Consider the following 16,049-nt stretch of genomic DNA (forward strand, 5'->3'; position numbering starts at 1 on the left):
TCATTCCTGGCCAATGAAGTAAAAGAGGGCAAAAATGCCGATAAAAATGTGAACCAATACAAGTCTAAATTTTTCGCAAAATAAAAATTTTGTGATAAGTTAATTCCACAAACCAACTATTACAGAATATTAATAAACCAAAACTAAACGAGGTAAAATATGTTTGGAATCTACCGCGGGCGCCGTCTGGCGCTGTACATCGCGTTAGCTATCATCATTGCTACGCTGGTGGGATATAGCACTTACAGTTTTGTAAAAGCGCTGGCATAATAATGACGTTAATTTACACCCGGCTGCAATTAACTTAATTACAAATTATTTCAGATTAATTAACATGAGAGCGAAAGGCAGGCGATAATATTTAAAATAGTCGTGTTATAGCGAGTAAAAAAACAAAGCATATTGCGTTAAGCATTATTTTACCGGACAATATGTTTTTTTAACTGATGATTAACATGACATGAAACATCCACTGGAAACGCTGCTCTCCGCCGCCGGGATCTTACTGCTGGCCCTGCTCTCCTGTCTGCTGTTGCCCGCGCCTTCGCTGGGCCTGACGCTGGCGCAAAAGCTGGTTGAGACATTCCATATGATGGATCTCAACCAGCTCTATACGGTGCTGTTTTGTCTGTGGTTCTTAGCGCTGGGCGCCATTGAGTATCTGGTGCTGCGCTGGGTGTGGCGTCGCTGGTTTTCCCTCGAGCGGTAAACCAGGAGAGGCGCGCCTCAGTGGGCGCGACTGTGGTTCTCTTTGCGGTAGGCGCCCGGCGGCTGATTGAAGGTCCGGGTGAAGACGCGGGTAAAGGTCTGTTGCGAATCGAAGCCATACTTCAGGCAGATATCGTAGACCCGCTGATCGGTGTCGCGCAGATCGCGGGCGGCCAGCAGCAGCTTCCTTTCGCGAATATAGCGCCCCAGGCTCTCCCCTTTGTACTGTAAAAACAGCCGTTGCAGATGCCATTTCGAATACCCGGCATGGCGAGCGATATCATCAATACGCAGCGGTTGATGCAGGTTATCATCAATCCACTCGACGATAGTATCAATCACCTGAGCGGAAATCGTCATATGCTCTCTCCTCTGATACTGCACTGGCGCTTAGCGCCACCAGGCGTTAAATGATTGCGTCTTATCGGCGACCCACACCGGCTCGCCCTGCACAGGCGTCAGCAGACGCCAGGCCCTTCCTTCGCTGGCAGCCGCCAGCCGTTGATACGGTTCATCCCAGCTGTGTTTCGCCAAAACGAATCGTCCTGCATGCCCAGGCAGCACCGCGCGAGCGCGCAGATCGTCGGCAGCCTGAGCCGTTTCATCCGGCATCATGTGGATATATTTCCAGTCCTGGTCATACTGCCCGTTCTCCATGATCGCCAGATCGACCGGACCGAACTCATCGCCTATCGCTTTAAAGTGCGGCCCATACCCGCTGTCGCCGCTGTAATAAATCTTTTGCTGCGGGGTAACGAACAGAAAACTGGCCCACAGCGTCTGGTTACGCTTCAGCCCACGGCCGGAAAAGTGCCGCGCCGGCAGCACGTGGACGGTGAGCTCGTCGCTGGCCGGTACCGCCTGCTGCCAGTCCGCTTCGGTAATCAGCGCCCCGTCCATTCCCCAGTAGCGCAGATGCGATCCGACCCCCAGCGGCGTAATGACCCGCTTAATATTCGGCAGTAAGGCGCGAATGGTGGCGTAATCCAGATGGTCGTAGTGATCGTGGGAGATGATCAGCAGATCGATCTCCGGCATCCCTTCCGCCCGCCACGGATAGTCGCCGGGGAAGGCTTTATTGATAAAAGAGAACGGCGCCGCGTAATCGCTGAACACCGGGTCGATCAGGATGCGTTTTCCCGCCAGCTGCAGGTACCAGGAGGAGTGGCCGAGCCAGACCATCACGTCCTGCCCGAGGGGCAGCGTCGCCAGATCGGTCTTCACCAGCGGCAGCGGTTGCGCGGGACGGGCGTTTTCCCGTTTGGTCATCAGGAAATCCCACCACGCCGCCAGCATATTTTTCTGCCCGGTGAACCCTGGCGTGGGCAATTGGTTATGGAACTGGCCGTCCCGGTAGTGGGGAGACGCTTCCACCTGGCTAAGCTGTGCCCCCTGCGGCGCTTTACCAAAACCGGCATTAAGAACAAACGGCAATGTCGTTGCTGCTGCGAGTAACATGATGGCGACCACGCTGAAAGTGACACGGTTCATATCCTGACCAGACAAAAGCCCCCATCCCGGAGGCTTTATGATATAACTTGATTATGAGTGAGTACGCACTCATTATTAGGAAAGCGATGAAAGTCGTCAAGACGATTTTCAATTTTTGCGTTCCGCCGTTGCAGCGACCTGGTCAGACGTGCCAAGATCGGCGGTTTGTTTAAACCTGCGTGAGGAAAAAAGTAGTGGCTCGTCCAAAGAGTGAAGATAAAAAGCAAGCGTTACTGGAAGCTGCCACCGCGGCTTTCGCCCAGTCCGGCATAGCCGCCTCGACGTCGGCCATCGCCCGCAGCGCCGGTGTGGCCGAGGGAACGCTGTTTCGCTATTTCGCCACTAAGGATGAGTTGCTCAACGAGCTGTACCTCGCGATTAAGCTGCGCCTGGTGCGCACAATGATCGCCGGGCTGGATCCGGACGAGAAGCGCCCGAAAGAGAACGCGCGCAATATCTGGAACAGCTATATCGACTGGGGCGTGCGCAACCCGATGGAGCACAAAGCGATCCGCCGGATGGCGCTCAGCGAGCGCATCACCGACGAAACCCGCCGCCAGGTAAAAGAGAGCTTTCCGGAGCTCAACGAAATGTGCCAGCTGTCGGTGAAAGAGATATTCCTCAGCGAGGCGTACCGCGCCTTTGGCGACGCCCTGTTTCTGTCGCTGGCGGAAACCACCATCGAATTCGCCAGCCACGATCCGCAGCGCGCCCGGGAGATTATCGCCCTCGGCTTTGAAGCCATGTGGCACGCCCTGCATGAGGCGGACGCCAAATGACCCCTGAGATGCTGCATCCCTGCGCTCACCGTATCGCCCTGACCTACCCGTTTACCGAACACTGCTGGCCCTTTGGGCCAGAGTACGACGTGTTTAAGGTCGACGGCCGCATCTTTATGATCACCATGACTATTCGCGGGCGGGCGCTGGTCAATCTCAAGGCCGAGCCGCAGAAGTCGCTGCTGAATCAGCAAATTTATCGCAGTATCGAACCCGGCTACCATATGAACAAGAAACACTGGATCACGGTGGTGCCAGGAGAGGATATTAGCGAGGATCTGCTGGCCGAGCTGATTGACGATTCGTGGCATCAGGTGGTGAACAAGCTGAGTAAAAAGGCCCAGCAGCGCCTGCGTCCGCGCTGATTTTCAGCCAAATGCGATAAGTGTTATCGCATTTTTCACCCTTATCATTTTGCGATCTTCGCTGTACTCTTCCTCTCCTGAACGCACCGGTAAGGTGCTGTAAACTGTGAGGAAGAGTTATGGATATCGTATCGGTCGCTTTGAAGCGCTATTCCACCAAGGCCTTTGACGCCACGAAAAAGCTGACTGCCGGGGAAGCGGAACAGCTGAAAACGCTGCTGCAGTACAGCCCGTCTAGCACCAACTCCCAGCCGTGGCACTTTATTGTCGCCAGCACCGATGAAGGCAAAGCTCGCGTGGCGAAAGCCGCCAGCGGCACCTACGTGTTCAACGAACGTAAAATTCTCGACGCCTCGCACGTGGTGGTGTTCTGCGCGAAAACCGCGATGGACGACGCCTGGCTGCAGCGCGTGGTGGATCAGGAAGAGGCCGATGGCCGTTTCGCCACCCCGGACGCAAAAGCCGCTAACCACAAGGGTCGCACCTTCTTTGCCGATATGCACCGCAAAGAGCTGAAAGATGACGATCAGTGGATGGCGAAACAGGTGTATCTCAACGTCGGCAATTTCCTGCTGGGCGTAGCGGCGATGGGTCTCGACGCCGTGCCGATTGAAGGGGTCGATTTTGCGATCCTCGATGAGGAATTTGACCTGAAAGCCCAGGGCTACACCAGCCTGGTGGTGGTCCCGGTCGGCCACCATAGCGTAGAAGATTTCAACGCTACCCTGCCGAAGTCGCGTCTGCCGCAGTCGACGACCATTACCGAAATTTAATTCCCTTCTGCCGGGAACGCCCGGGCCATGGCGCAGCAGCGTCTCGCCCGGGACTTTCTTCACCCACTCTTTCCCCCTCTTTTCTGCCGTTTGTGCCAAGTTTCTGGCGCTCATAATCCCGCTTGTGCCAGGAATAACGACTTTAGTGTGAACCAGACGATTTAATTAATTGATAAATAATACTTTTCATTTCTGGCACGCCCTTTGCTCTTAACAGATACCGCTATCTGGATGAAGGAGAAACCGGGTGAAACATATCTATGTGGCCAGCCACGGCCATTTTGCTCGCGGACTGGTGAACAGTTTGTCGCTGCTGATTGGCGACGAACACGGCGTTATCCCGGTCTGCGCCTATGACGAAGATATCGTGACCACCGAACAGCTGGAGCAAACCCTGGAGCATCTCATCGTCCAGGCGAATGGTGATGAAGTGGTGATCTTCACCGACCTGCTTGGCGGCAGTATCAACAATAGCGCCGTGAGCGTCTTGATGCGACATCGCAACGTTTTCGTGGTCGCCGGCATCAATCTGACTCTGCTGCTGGAGTTTCTGCTGTGCGAAGAAGCCACTACCGAGGCCGCGATTATCTACGCCACCAGCGCGGCGCGTGAATCCATTGTTTTCATCAATCCTCTAATAACACAACCATCCTCTGACCCACAGGGAGAATCTCATGATTAAACTCGTGCGCATTGATTATCGGCTGCTGCACGGCCAGGTGGTTTTTGCCTGGACCCGAGCGCTGGATATCGACCATATCATCGTCGCCAACGCCAAAGCCGCGGCGGATGCCTTCATTACGATGTCGCTTAACCTGGCAAAGCCAGCGGGCGTCACGCTGGACATCGCCACCGTTGAACAGGCGGCGGAAAAGCTTAACAGCGGCAAGTTGGATCATAAAAAAGTCATGGTGGTCCTTGGCAATACTGCGGAAACCCTCGCGCTAGTGGAAAAAGTCCCGGGAATTAGCGCAATTAATTACGGCGGTCTGCCACAGAAGGAAGGGGCAAGACAATTCGGCAAGGCCATCTATCTGACCGAAGAGGAAATCGCCCATAGCAGAGCGCTAAAAGAAAAAGGTATTCGGCTGGAGATGCGTCAGGTACCCGCCCACTCGGCTGAACTCCTTAACGACCAACTTTAACTTCGGAGGTCACTATGTTGCTCACCGCAACGTTACTCGGACTGATCGCTGCCCTGGGGATACTTGATGGCCGCCTGCTTGGGGTATCAATGATCGATCGACCGCTGGTGATGTGCGCCCTCACCGGTCTGGTCTGCGGTAATTTACATGAGGGGATTCTGATTGGCGCTACGCTGGAGCTTATTTTCCTCGGCAACGTCGCCATCGGCGCCGCGCACCCGCCAGATATCGTGACCGGCTCCGTATTGGCCACCGCGTTTTCGATCATGTCCGGTCGTGGTCCAGAGGCTGCGCTCACCATCGCCATCCCTGTCTCAATGCTGGCGCAGACGCTGGGAATCCTGGTGCGCGTGGTGAACGCCCGCTTTGGTCATCTGGCGGACCGCTATGCGGCACAGGGTAATACCCGAATGGTCGGCCTGATGCACCTCGCCGGTCCGACGCTACTCTATTTTTTAAACGGATTTCTACCGGTATTTTTTGCCATTCTGCTTGGTTCTTCGGCGGTAAGCTGGTTCCTGGAGGCCATTCCACCGGTGATAACCAATGGATTGATCGTCGCCAGTAAGATCCTGCCAGCGCTCGGCTTCGCCCTGCTGATCAGCATGATGCTCAGCAGCAAACTGATGCCGTACCTCGGTCTGGGATTTCTGATAGCGGCATATACCAAACTGGATATTATCGCCATCGCGCTGTTCGCTGTGGTGTTGGCATTTATCATCAGCCAGTTCCTTAATCTTAATCAGCAGGAGAGCTAATCATGAGCGAAATGACGCAAACTGTGACTGGCGCTACCCAGCCGCAAAGCGATGATGCAAGCCGCATCACCGCCCGCGATTTACGCAGCGTGTTCTGGCGCTCCTTTACGCTACAGGGCTCCTGGAACTACGAGCGCCAGCAGCATATGGGCTATGCCTTCGCAATGTCGCCAGCCCTGAAGCGCATCTATCAGGACCCAACGGAGCTGGGGCGCGCCCTGCAGCGTCATCTGGTGCTGTTTAACACCACGCCCCATCTCTCGACCTTTATCTTCGGCCTGTCGATTGCCATGGAAGAAGAGAACCAGCGTAACCCAGAATTTAATGAGGAGTCGATAAACGCGATTAAAACCAGCCTGATGGGGCCGCTGGCGGGCATCGGCGACTCCATATTCTGGGGATCATTAAAGGTTATCGCCGCCGGGATGGGTATCTATTTCGCCCAGCAGGGCAGCCTGCTGGGACCGATACTGGCGCTGTTAGTTTATAACCTGCCGCATCTTTTGTGCCGCTGGTATGGCCTGAAGCTCGGCTACCGGGCGGGTACGACCTGGCTGATGAGAATTTACCAAAGCGGCCTTATGGACCGGGTGACCTATATCGCATCAATTGTTGGCCTCATGGTCGTCGGCGCGATGACCGCCAGCATGATAGATATCACCACCCCGCTCAGCTTTACCGCCGGGCAGACCACCATGAAGGCGCAGGAGTTTATTGACAAAATACTTCCTTCGCTGCTGCCGCTGCTTTTCACCCTTGGGATGTACAAGTTGATCCGCAAGGGAGTCAATATTAACTGGATCCTGCTAGGAACCGTCGCGTTTGGCATGGCGGCCAGCGCGCTAGGCCTGCTTTAAGAAGAGGAATATCACCTATGCACGTAGAAGACTATATGAATGAAACACCCGCCTGTCTGCTCGCTATGCTGACGCAGACGCGGGAAGATCTCTGGCAGGCGGCAAAAGCGCTAACGGAGCGCGGCGTCACGCGTATTATCCTGACCGGCTCCGGTACCTCTTATCACGGCGCGCTGACCGCCCGCTCGTTTATGCAGCAGTGGTGCGGGCTACCCGTTGATGTCTACTGGCCTTTTCTGCTGGATGATTCGGCGCTGACCCTCAGCGACAAAGCGCTGGTCATCGGTATTTCTCAGGGAGGCGGCAGCCTCTCTACCCTCGCCGCAATGGAACGCGCCCGGGCAGCCGGGCATCTTACCGCTTCCATGGCCGGGGAAGCGCCAGCCGTTATCGACCGGGCGGCAGATTTGGTCTTAACAGTACCCTGTGGAGAAGAGCGGGCTGGCGCCAAAACCAAAGGGTATCACTGCACCATACTTAATCTGATGCTGCTGGGGCTTGCTGTCGCCAGTCGCCAGCGGCGCCTGAGCGATGAGGAGCGCAAGGCGCTACTCATCCGCATGGATACCACGTTTAATCATTTGCCGACGCTCATTGAGGCCTCGCAGGCGTGGGTTCTCAATCATGCCCGACCGCTTATCGACAGCGCGGACATTCGCCTGACCGGTCCGGCAAGGCTGTTTGGCACCGTTCAGGAAGGTGCGCTAAAGATGCTTGAAACGCTACGCTGTCCGGTTGCCGGTTACGAATTTGAGGAGTTCATCCACGGGATCTATAACGCCTTCGACGAGCGCTCTACCCTGATCATGCTCGATCCGTTTCCCGATGAGCGTCAGGATCGCCTGGCGGAAATACTTGGCGGCTGGACTCAGCATATTTATCGCATTGGTCCACAAGTCGAAAATAACGGCAAAAATATGCCCTTCGCATTTATTAACGATCCCGACTTTGCGGTCTTTGAATATATTATTCCGTTACAAATGGTTTGTGCCCGACTGCCGCCAGTGAAGGGCATCGATCCCGCAATACCGAAGGATCCGCATTTCCACCAGAAAATGAAAAGTAAACAACTCAATTAATTGACGCATAGTAAAAGTTATCCGCGTTTCAGCGGAGGACCCGTTACATCCCAAGGAGACCAATATGTCTATAGCTCATCAAAACGCACATACTATTATTCGCGATATTTTATCTAAGCAGCACATTGAGCGCGTATGGTTTGTTGGCTGCGGTGGTTCATTAACCGGTTTCTGGCCGGGGAAATATTTTCTCGATTGTGAAGCTAAAAAGCTGGCCGTCGGCTATGTTACCAGTAATGAATTTGTCCATGCGACGCCGAACGCGTTAGGTAAAAACAGCGTAGTGATCCTCGCCTCGCAGCAGGGCAACACCGCTGAAACGGTGGAAGCCGCCCGCATCGCGCGTCAGAAAGGCGCCGCCACTATTGGACTGGTATATACCCCCGGCACGCCGCTGTGCGAACACAGCGATTACACTATTGAATACTGCTGGGCGCGCTATCCCGAAACCGTCGATCCGACGCAGCAAAAAGCGGCATACAGCCTGTGGCTGGCGCTGGAAGTGCTTGCGCAAACTGAGGGATACGCCCATTACGATGAGATGGTCAGCGCCTTTGCCAGTTTTGAATCCGTGGTACGCGGCGCTCAGCAGCAGGTTCAGGCGGATGCGCGCCATTTTGCCGAAGCCTGGAAGACCGAAAAGGTCATCTACATGATGGGCAGCGGCCCCTCATTCGGCGCCGCGCATCAGGAATCCATCTGTATTCTGTTGGAGATGCAGTGGATTAACTCCGCCAGCATCCACAGCGGCGAGTATTTCCACGGCCCCTTTGAGATTACCGAAACGGGAACGCCGTTTATTTTATTAAAAAGCAGCGGCCGCACCCGCCCGCTGGATGATCGCGCGATCCGCTTTATCGAACGTTACCAGGGAAAACTGCAGATTATTGACGTGGAAAAGGTGGGAATCGACGCACTGCACGCCAGCGTGCGCGAATATTTCTGCGGCCTGCTGCACAACTGCGTACTGGATGTTTACAACCTGGCGCTGGCCACCGCTCGCAACCACCCGCTGACCACCCGCCGCTATATGTGGAAAGTCGAATATTGATTCGCTAACCGCCTGCCAGCCCCGGCGTAATTCTCCGGGGCTGCGTTGAGGATTACCAGCTAAAATCTTCAATACGTAATTCAAAAATATCGTGAATATAGCCAATTTCCGCTACCGGTAGCGCCACGTTATAGAGTATTTTCAGGCGCTGGAACGAGTGATTCACCATGGCAATAAATTCACCATGCTGGCGGGTAAATTGCTCAAGATCTTTATAATGGCTAATTTCATTACGCATTACCAGACGCTCAATCATACAGCTGAGATGCACATATAAACTGATAATTAAGTTATTATTAAAATGAAAACCAAGCGTATTTTGCCACTCAGCGATAATGGTTTCGATATGGCCCATGGTTTTTCCAGCATTCAGTATCGTCAGAGAGTTGACAACGTTATGCAGTGAAAACTCACGAACCATATTTTTATTAATCAGCGCAATTTGCTTTTCATTAAGATAGCCGCTTAAGAGCTGACTCAGATGTCGATGCCCCTGCTCGCCAAGTAGTTCCTCAATGCCAACCCAGGGCACTCCGGCCAGCTGCGGGTCGTGGGTACCCACGACCGCAATAACTTCATACTGGTGGAGCAACGATACCGCCGTACGACTGTTTTTTAAGCGCGTATACTCGCAGGCGATGATGTTAATATCAAAATCGTTGAGCAGGCTCTTCTCCATCAGATTTTTAAATTTAAATGCGGTACCGATACCTGTAATACAGGTCACCAGCAGCACACGCTCTTTTTTTTCTGCGGGCCAGAACACATCCCAACGCGACTGATTAAGCGGCACGATCTCTTCGGCGATTTGTTCGATGTTTTTTCCCAACGCGATCTCGCTGGCAACGTTCAGCGCCATGCGGGTCGTGACGTTATCCACCACTACCAGCGGGCCGTTAATCACCGACAAAAGCGCATCGGCAATCTCCTTGGTGTAGCCCATATCAATAAGCACCATCACACCCGCACGCGTGTCCGTATGCTGGAGATAATCAACCACGGCGCGACTGACATCGTTAAACGCCACCTCCATCGGCATATCCATGGCCTGGTAGATCTTCTCGCCAATCAGGCGGTTGGCAACGCCGGCAATGCTGCTGGCGGTCGAATAACCGTGGGCGATTATCAGCGCTTTCACTTTTCCGCCGCTGGTCGCATCGATAGCATTACTGACAATGGCGGTAATCGCCAGACGGTCAAGCGTATCGATGAGCAGATCGTATTTATTATTGACGACATCCAGTAGTTTCTCCGCGATGCGTTGCGCCAGCCCCGCCGAGGAGTCCAGCCAGCGCTGCATCACCAGACGCACGGGCTCAGCAACGCTGCGCGGCGCCAGAGGGAGGCTGGTGAGGTAGCGGCCGGTAAGATAAGCGAATTCGACATTTAGCTGAAGGTCATAATTGACAGCGATTGCTTTGCCCACATCTTCAATAAAGCGCAGCCGTTTGTCCTGCAGAGAGACCGTACTCTCCTGATTCATCAGCGCATCAAGATAGAGCGTCACGTTCTGATAAATAAGCTTTTCAAAGGTCCGCACGCTAATATTATCCTGAGCCAACTCCTCGCACAGGCTACAAATATTTTCCGTTAGCCGTTGGTATTCATGGTGACGACCAGAAAAAAGAGGCTGCGCGTCGCCATCGCGGTAAATCATAACCCGCTCGCTATTTTGCTGAAGGGTAAAAGGCGCATCCGCCAGTAATCGGTCGGGCAGCAAACCCGCTTTTATATGTAAAAGACCGCTATCACGTTCGCCAAATGTCCAGGCGCTGGCGCAAATATTGCGAATCAAATTTTCCAGCCCACCGACATTTCCTTCAAGCGTTTCACGCATTAGCTGGCTGACGATTTCGCCATCCAGCTCCAGATCGTGGTTCAAACGCTGGGCTTCACGGCGGAAAAAGTGGTGGATAAACGCCAGCCGCTCGAATTGGCCGCGTTCAGCGATCGGCAGAATTTTTACAATCACCGGAATACGGCGAATAAAGGTCGCCAGGAAGTGTTTTTCCAGATCCTCGGTTGAAGCAAAAATTAGCCGCACCGTGGCGCTGCGCTCGTCGGCGCTCTCCCCCAGCCGGCGCCAGCTACCGTTATCCATGAAATGAAACAACTTTTCCTGGCCTTCGGGCGGCAGCCGATGAACCTCATCGATAAACAACACCCCGCCGTTGCTGGTCTCGATAAGACCAGGAACGGCCTTATCGGCGCCGGTAAAGGCCCCCTTCGCATGACCAAATAACTTCGAGGTCAGTAGTTCTGGATTATTCGCGTACTCGGCGCAGTTAAATACGGTAAAAGGCGCATCGGCAGGTAAAATACCTTCATCTATTGCGTAGTGCCAGAGCTGGCGAGCTAGAAAACTTTTCCCGGTGCCAGTAGGGCCCCGCAGCAGCAGCGGCAGACCTGCGCCAGGGTAGCTGATGGCAGCCTTGCACTGGCGCAATGCTTCCTGCAGGCTGCCCTGCGCGCCAATCAGCTGCGCCAGACTATCCTGACGATCCGCGCACAGCGCCTGAATGGAGGCGTATTCGCCGTGCCGAACCGCCAGGCGGTGATGATCGCGCAGAACGGTAACGGGTAAAAACAGCACCGGGCGACCGTTCACTTTGACCACCCGCTGCTCGCGATGGAGATTATTCAGATGATGGCTGATGATGCTGCGTTTTTGCTTCAAGCTATCGGCGATGGCCATAGCGTTAAACTCGCCCAGCGCTTCCGCCGTCAGCGCTCGCCCGGCGATCCGTTGTTCTAGTTGGCGAAAAATCGACTCCTTATTCATCTCGCTCCCCTGTCAAAAGCGTAAAATTCGCTTATACGACAATTCGCGCAGGACGTCGCTGCCGCCAGCCACACTTCTTTAAAAACGCTTAATTTTTCATGGCTTAACGTTCCCCGCATGCCAGATGCGCTCGGCATAGCGGCCAATCACCGCCAGCGAGACGGCAAGGATCAGGAAAAACAGCACCTTGTGCATCCCGTTCCAGAAAAACTCAAAGAAACGGGTATAGAGATTGATCGCCAGGAAGGTTAGTCCGAAGCCGCGCAGCATTCCGTCATCGGTTTTCAGGCTGATAAAAATGCAGACGCCGGCCGCTACGGCAAACAGCAGCCCCCACGGCAGGAGTCGCGCCTGGCTCACCTGGTACCAGCTGTCTGCGTCGTAATTGCCGAAAATCGACATGATCCACAGCGCAATAAACAGGTACGTGAGGCCCATCGCCTTGCTGACGGTAAACAGCTGCCGCTGGCGAAGCAGGGATTGCGCGCCGTAGCAGAGCGCCAGCAGCGCGCCGCCGAACAGGACGAAGCGAATCGGGTAGTTCATGCCCAGCCAGTAGGCGCCCCACCCCGAGACGTAGCCGGTTTCCGCGCCGAACCAGTTGCCCAGCGCCAGCAGAAAAAAGAGCCACACCAGCCCGGAGCGGGCAATATAGCCGATGGCACCGTAAATCACGCATCCGGCCAGAAACAGCGGTGCGATATGGCCGCTGCCGTTATCCAGCCGTTCGCCAAGCTGCCATAGCGCCACCGCGGTAAAGACGACGCCCAGAAACAAAATCGCCTCGGTGCTGTAGTGCCACTGCGTCTCCCGCCGCTGGCGGCGAAAACCCCAGCCGTAGCAGACGACTGCCAGCAGCGCAGGCAGCAGGATCCGCATCAGCGCCGAGTGGCTGAACAGGCTCAGCAGCCACGCCACCAGCTCGCTGTCGGCGAACAGACTGCCCAGGGAAATCAGCACGCAGGCCAGCGCGGTCCAGAAGGCATAGCGGCTCAGGCGCCGCCAGTCAAAGGGGGAGACGCGCATCGTTTGCGCCAGCCGCTGGCTGTCCGAGGGGGTTAACTCCCCGCTGGCCTGCCAGGCATTCAGCGCGCGCTGAATAATGCGCTGCTCTTTTCGGGTTACGTTCATAGGCATTCCTTGAGACTGATGACAAACCTGTTTTCGCTAATATGCTCGCCTTTCTGCCGGGCAGCGGCTGTCGCCCTCCCCGGCCTACTTAACCATTTATATATCAGATTGTTACTCCTTACCGTAAGCCCGCGTAAGCGCAGCGCCGCCGAGCATGATATCAGGCACGGAGCCGCTTTATTGCCGGGTGGCGGCTGGCGCCTTACCCGGCCTACGGTCCGTATCAGCCAGCCGTTAACTTACCCACTAGTGCGACTGAAACTGCCGCTGTTGCGGCCTCAACATCGCTGAGACGTTCCCGGAAGGCCGGGGCAGCCCGCATGGATGCGGGCTGAGGGCCGTGTTTTGCACGGACGCTGCCTCGGCCCGACCCGAAGCCTGCAGGGATAAGTCGAAGGCACCACGCAGTGGCGATGTTGCTGGCCGGAGCCCGGGGGTACAGGGGGCGGCGGCGACTGGCCGCCCCCTGTGCGCTCCCTGCGCCGTAAGAGACATAACGCAGAAGACTAACCGGGAGCGCAATGTGCGCTGAAGCCACAGATAACATAAAAGACTTCCCGGCAGGGCTTTGCCTTCCCCCCTACTCCCGGAGGGAGAGGGAATCGTCCAGCAGCGCCGACCGGGCAATACCCGAAGATGGCACATTGCCAGCCATCTGATTCCCTGTGATTAATGTTGGTCCAGCCACGCCAGCGCCTGCTCGCCCGCCTCGTCCATCGGCAGGTAGACCAGCAGGCGCGAGCCGTTGCGCGGCGCCGAATACCAGTACATCTGCTGCAGGCTGAATCGCCCGAGCTGCGGGTGGTTAAAATGTTTAATCTGGTTTTCCACGCCGCGCACCTCGTAGCGCTGATGCCACAGCGCTTCAAACTCCGACGAGGCGGCGAAAAAGCGCGCCAGTTTGTTTTCCCACGCCGGATCGCCGCGGTGCTCGGCCATCGCGGCGCGGAAATAGGAGACGAAGGTCGGCAGCACATCGCGATTTTCGATCCGGCTGCGCCAGGTCTCATGGGTCAGATAGAGATAAATGCAGTTGCGATCTTCTTCCGGGAGGGTGGCGAAATCGATGCCCATCAGGCGGCAGAAGCTGTCGTTCCACGCCACAATATCAAAGTTCGGTTTCTGAATGCTGGCCGGCTGCGGCATCAGGCTGTCCAGCATCCGGCGGGTCCCTGGGCTGATGCCTTCGCACACCGTCACCTGGGTGGCTTCCGGCGGGGTCAGCCCGGCGAGCACGAACAGATGCCGGGTCTCCAGCGGACTGCACTGCAGGGCATTCGCCACCCCCACCAGCACCGCCTCCGACGGATTCACCTCCCGCCCCTGCTCCAGCCAGGTGTACCAGGTAACGCCGACGTCGGCGAGCATCGCCACCTCTTCCCGGCGCAGACCCGGCGTGCGCCGGCGGCCCACCCGGGGCAACCCCAGGCGCTGCGGATCGAGGCTTTCACGGCGGGCGCGCAGAAAGGCCCCCAGCTGTTTGCGTCGATCGTCCGGCACGGCGATCGTCGACTCCCGTTGCGGCATCGTGGTCATCACCCCTCCAGCATAGTAGTGCCAATACCAGTATAGACAGGAACTGGTACCCGTTTAATTTATCGGTAATGCTACGTCGGTCTGCTGAATGACGCAATGGAGAATCCCATGAATACGTCTGCTGTTTCACCCGGCCGCGCCGGTCTGTTGCTGCTGCTGAGCGGCCAGATGCTGCCGCTTATTGATACCTCGATCACCAATGTGGCGCTGGACGCCATCACCCACACCCTGGCGGCCAGCGCCACGCAGCTGGAGCTTATCGTCGCGCTGTACGGCGTCGCCTTTGCCGTCTGCCTGGCGATGGGCAGTAAGCTTGGCGATAACTATGGCCGCCGGCGCCTGTTTATGTGGGGCGTCGCCCTCTTTGGCATCGCTTCCCTGCTGTGCGGGATGGCGAACAGCATCGGCGCCCTGCTGGCGGCCCGCACCCTGCAGGGCGCCGGGGCGGCGCTGATTGTGCCGCAGATCCTCGCGACCCTGCACGTCACCCTCAAAGGCCCCGCCCACGCCCGGGCCATCAGCCTGTATGGCGGGATCGGCGGGATCGCCTTTATCGTCGGTCAGATGGGCGGCGGCTGGCTGGTGTCGGCGGACATCGCCGGGCTTGGCTGGCGCAACGCCTTTTTTATCAATGTGCCGATCTGCCTGCTGGTGCTGGCTCTGAGCCGCCGCTATGTGCCGGAAACCCGTCGCGAGACGCCGTCGCGGATTGACTGGCAGGGTACGCTGTACCTCGCGCTGATCCTCTGCTGCCTGCTGTTCCCGATGGCCCTCGGTCCGGAGCTGCACTGGCCGCTGTGGCTGCAGCTGATGCTGGTGGCGGTCCTGCCGCTGCTGTTCGCCATGCGTCAGAGCGCCCTGCGCCAGCAGCAGCGTGGCGACCATCCTCTGCTGCCGCCGCGTCTGCTGCAGTTGACCAGCATCCGCTTCGGGATGGCCATCGCCCTGCTGTTTTTCAGCGCCTGGTCCGGCTTTATGTTCTGCATGGCGCTGACCATGCAGGAGGGGCTGGGGATGGCGCCGTGGCAGTCCGGCAATAGCTTTATCGCCCTCGGCGTGGCCTATTTTATTTCGGCGCTGTATGCCCCGCGGCTTATCGCCCGCTACAGCATGGGGCGGATCCTGCTGACCGGTCTGGCGGTGCAGATCGCCGGTCTCCTGCTGCTGTGCGCCACCTTCTCCCGCTTCGGCGTCGCCACCAACGCCCTGACGCTGGTTCCCGCCACGGCGCTGATCGGCTATGGCCAGGCGCTGATCGTCAACAGCTTTTATCGGATTGGTATGCGCGATATCAGCGCCAGCGACGCCGGGGCCGGGAGCGCAATCCTCAGCACCCTGCAGCAGGCGACCCTCGGTCTCGGACCGGCTATCCTTGGTTCGCTGTTCCTGGCGCTGGCCCGTCGCGGCGGCGGAAACTATCCGCAGGCGCTGATTGATTTTCTGCTGGTCGAGGTGGCCATGATGCTGTTGCTGGGGGCGATAGCGCTGTGGCTACGCCATCATCTCAACCGACAGCCGGCGACGGTGGCCTCGTAATACCGGCGGCGGTAATTTGCATAATAGCTATCCAGCGGTCATCATACCCGCTGGATAT

At 56.5% G+C, this 16,049-nt stretch carries 16 protein-coding genes; 11 read left to right on the forward strand and 5 right to left on the reverse strand.

Annotated features, from left to right (window positions below):
* Positions 1 to 460: 460 nt before the first annotated feature.
* On the forward strand, positions 461 to 709 hold the full coding sequence (locus DR88_RS19880) for a DUF1158 domain-containing protein (protein WP_002893037.1): 249 nt from the start codon (positions 461 to 463) through the stop codon (positions 707 to 709).
* A 17-nt stretch (positions 710 to 726) separates the two neighbouring features.
* On the opposite strand, the gene DR88_RS19875 is transcribed toward DR88_RS19880, so the two are convergent.
* Complete coding sequence (locus tag DR88_RS19875) at positions 727 to 1,068, reverse strand: RamA family antibiotic efflux transcriptional regulator (RefSeq protein ID WP_002893035.1); 342 nt, start codon at positions 1,066 to 1,068, stop codon at positions 727 to 729.
* 30 nt (positions 1,069 to 1,098) lie between these two features.
* Complete coding sequence (locus DR88_RS19870; RefSeq protein ID WP_073980601.1) at positions 1,099 to 2,214, reverse strand: MBL fold metallo-hydrolase; 1,116 nt, start codon at positions 2,212 to 2,214, stop codon at positions 1,099 to 1,101.
* 179 nt (positions 2,215 to 2,393) lie between these two features.
* Between DR88_RS19870 and DR88_RS19865 the strand changes: the two genes are divergently transcribed.
* The 9 genes from DR88_RS19865 to DR88_RS19825 all read left to right on the forward strand — a co-directional run bounded on the left by DR88_RS19865 (position 2,394) and on the right by DR88_RS19825 (position 9,006).
* Entirely contained in the window at positions 2,394 to 2,978 is a 585-nt protein-coding gene (locus tag DR88_RS19865; RefSeq protein ID WP_002893026.1) for a TetR/AcrR family transcriptional regulator, read from the forward strand.
* A complete protein-coding gene (locus tag DR88_RS19860; RefSeq protein WP_002893024.1) occupies positions 2,975 to 3,343 on the forward strand; it encodes an MmcQ/YjbR family DNA-binding protein in 369 nt (122 codons plus the stop codon). The genes DR88_RS19865 and DR88_RS19860 overlap by 4 nt, the downstream gene beginning before the upstream one ends.
* A 119-nt stretch (positions 3,344 to 3,462) precedes the next feature.
* Entirely contained in the window at positions 3,463 to 4,116 is a 654-nt protein-coding gene (gene nfsB / locus DR88_RS19855; protein WP_004178896.1) for an oxygen-insensitive NAD(P)H nitroreductase, read from the forward strand.
* Between the two features lie 247 nt (positions 4,117 to 4,363).
* A complete protein-coding gene (locus DR88_RS19850) occupies positions 4,364 to 4,798 on the forward strand; it encodes a PTS sugar transporter subunit IIA (RefSeq protein WP_002893017.1) in 435 nt (144 codons plus the stop codon).
* Positions 4,791 to 5,261, forward strand: coding sequence for a PTS sugar transporter subunit IIB (locus DR88_RS19845; RefSeq protein WP_004176974.1), 471 nt, complete (start codon positions 4,791 to 4,793; stop codon positions 5,259 to 5,261). The genes DR88_RS19850 and DR88_RS19845 overlap by 8 nt, the downstream gene beginning before the upstream one ends.
* A gap of 14 nt (positions 5,262 to 5,275) precedes the next feature.
* On the forward strand, positions 5,276 to 6,019 hold the full coding sequence (locus DR88_RS19840) for a PTS mannose/fructose/sorbose/N-acetylgalactosamine transporter subunit IIC (protein WP_002893012.1): 744 nt from the start codon (positions 5,276 to 5,278) through the stop codon (positions 6,017 to 6,019).
* Positions 6,020 to 6,021: 2 nt separating this feature from the next.
* Complete coding sequence (locus DR88_RS19835; protein ID WP_004176976.1) at positions 6,022 to 6,876, forward strand: PTS system mannose/fructose/sorbose family transporter subunit IID; 855 nt, start codon at positions 6,022 to 6,024, stop codon at positions 6,874 to 6,876.
* A gap of 17 nt (positions 6,877 to 6,893) precedes the next feature.
* On the forward strand, positions 6,894 to 7,955 hold the full coding sequence (locus tag DR88_RS19830) for an SIS domain-containing protein (RefSeq protein ID WP_004147472.1): 1,062 nt from the start codon (positions 6,894 to 6,896) through the stop codon (positions 7,953 to 7,955).
* A 64-nt stretch (positions 7,956 to 8,019) separates the two neighbouring features.
* The gene (locus DR88_RS19825) at positions 8,020 to 9,006 is read left to right on the forward strand and encodes an SIS domain-containing protein (protein ID WP_004147471.1); all 987 of its coding nucleotides are present in this window, start codon (positions 8,020 to 8,022) and stop codon (positions 9,004 to 9,006) included.
* A gap of 52 nt (positions 9,007 to 9,058) precedes the next feature.
* Here the strand turns inward: DR88_RS19825 and DR88_RS19820 are convergent, their stop codons facing one another.
* The 3 genes from DR88_RS19820 to DR88_RS19810 all read right to left on the reverse strand — a co-directional run bounded on the left by DR88_RS19820 (position 9,059) and on the right by DR88_RS19810 (position 14,455).
* A complete protein-coding gene (locus tag DR88_RS19820) occupies positions 9,059 to 11,788 on the reverse strand; it encodes a sigma-54-dependent transcriptional regulator (RefSeq protein ID WP_004147470.1) in 2,730 nt (909 codons plus the stop codon).
* 96 nt (positions 11,789 to 11,884) lie between these two features.
* A complete protein-coding gene (locus DR88_RS19815; RefSeq protein ID WP_002892998.1) occupies positions 11,885 to 12,919 on the reverse strand; it encodes a DUF2157 domain-containing protein in 1,035 nt (344 codons plus the stop codon).
* Between the two features lie 669 nt (positions 12,920 to 13,588).
* Positions 13,589 to 14,455 carry a helix-turn-helix transcriptional regulator gene (locus DR88_RS19810; protein ID WP_004151823.1) on the reverse strand — a complete coding sequence of 289 codons (867 nt, stop codon included), beginning with the start codon at positions 14,453 to 14,455 and terminating at the stop codon, positions 13,589 to 13,591.
* A gap of 108 nt (positions 14,456 to 14,563) precedes the next feature.
* Here DR88_RS19810 and DR88_RS19805 point away from each other — a divergent pair, with 108 nt between their 5' ends.
* Entirely contained in the window at positions 14,564 to 15,991 is a 1,428-nt protein-coding gene (locus tag DR88_RS19805) for an MFS transporter (protein ID WP_004176980.1), read from the forward strand.
* Positions 15,992 to 16,049 lie beyond the last annotated feature (58 nt).

The organism is Klebsiella pneumoniae, assembly GCF_000742135.1.
Taxonomy (GTDB): Bacteria; Pseudomonadota; Gammaproteobacteria; order Enterobacterales; family Enterobacteriaceae; genus Klebsiella; species Klebsiella pneumoniae.

Bases quoted from the DNA above. Each gene is read 5' to 3' on its own strand.
- DR88_RS19880 (WP_002893037.1), top strand. From the start codon at position 461: ATGAAACATCCACTGGAAACGCTGCTCTCCGCCGCCGGGATCTTACTG.
- DR88_RS19875 (WP_002893035.1), bottom strand. From the start codon at position 1,068: ATGACGATTTCCGCTCAGGTGATTGATACTATCGTCGAGTGGATTGAT.
- DR88_RS19860 (WP_002893024.1), top strand. From the start codon at position 2,975: ATGACCCCTGAGATGCTGCATCCCTGCGCTCACCGTATCGCCCTGACC.
- nfsB (WP_004178896.1), top strand. From the start codon at position 3,463: ATGGATATCGTATCGGTCGCTTTGAAGCGCTATTCCACCAAGGCCTTT.
- DR88_RS19845 (WP_004176974.1), top strand. From the start codon at position 4,791: ATGATTAAACTCGTGCGCATTGATTATCGGCTGCTGCACGGCCAGGTG.
- DR88_RS19840 (WP_002893012.1), top strand. From the start codon at position 5,276: ATGTTGCTCACCGCAACGTTACTCGGACTGATCGCTGCCCTGGGGATA.
- DR88_RS19835 (WP_004176976.1), top strand. From the start codon at position 6,022: ATGAGCGAAATGACGCAAACTGTGACTGGCGCTACCCAGCCGCAAAGC.
- DR88_RS19830 (WP_004147472.1), top strand. From the start codon at position 6,894: ATGCACGTAGAAGACTATATGAATGAAACACCCGCCTGTCTGCTCGCT.
- DR88_RS19825 (WP_004147471.1), top strand. From the start codon at position 8,020: ATGTCTATAGCTCATCAAAACGCACATACTATTATTCGCGATATTTTA.
- DR88_RS19820 (WP_004147470.1), bottom strand. From the start codon at position 11,788: ATGAATAAGGAGTCGATTTTTCGCCAACTAGAACAACGGATCGCCGGG.
- DR88_RS19815 (WP_002892998.1), bottom strand. From the start codon at position 12,919: ATGAACGTAACCCGAAAAGAGCAGCGCATTATTCAGCGCGCGCTGAAT.
- DR88_RS19810 (WP_004151823.1), bottom strand. From the start codon at position 14,455: ATGACCACGATGCCGCAACGGGAGTCGACGATCGCCGTGCCGGACGAT.
- DR88_RS19805 (WP_004176980.1), top strand. From the start codon at position 14,564: ATGAATACGTCTGCTGTTTCACCCGGCCGCGCCGGTCTGTTGCTGCTG.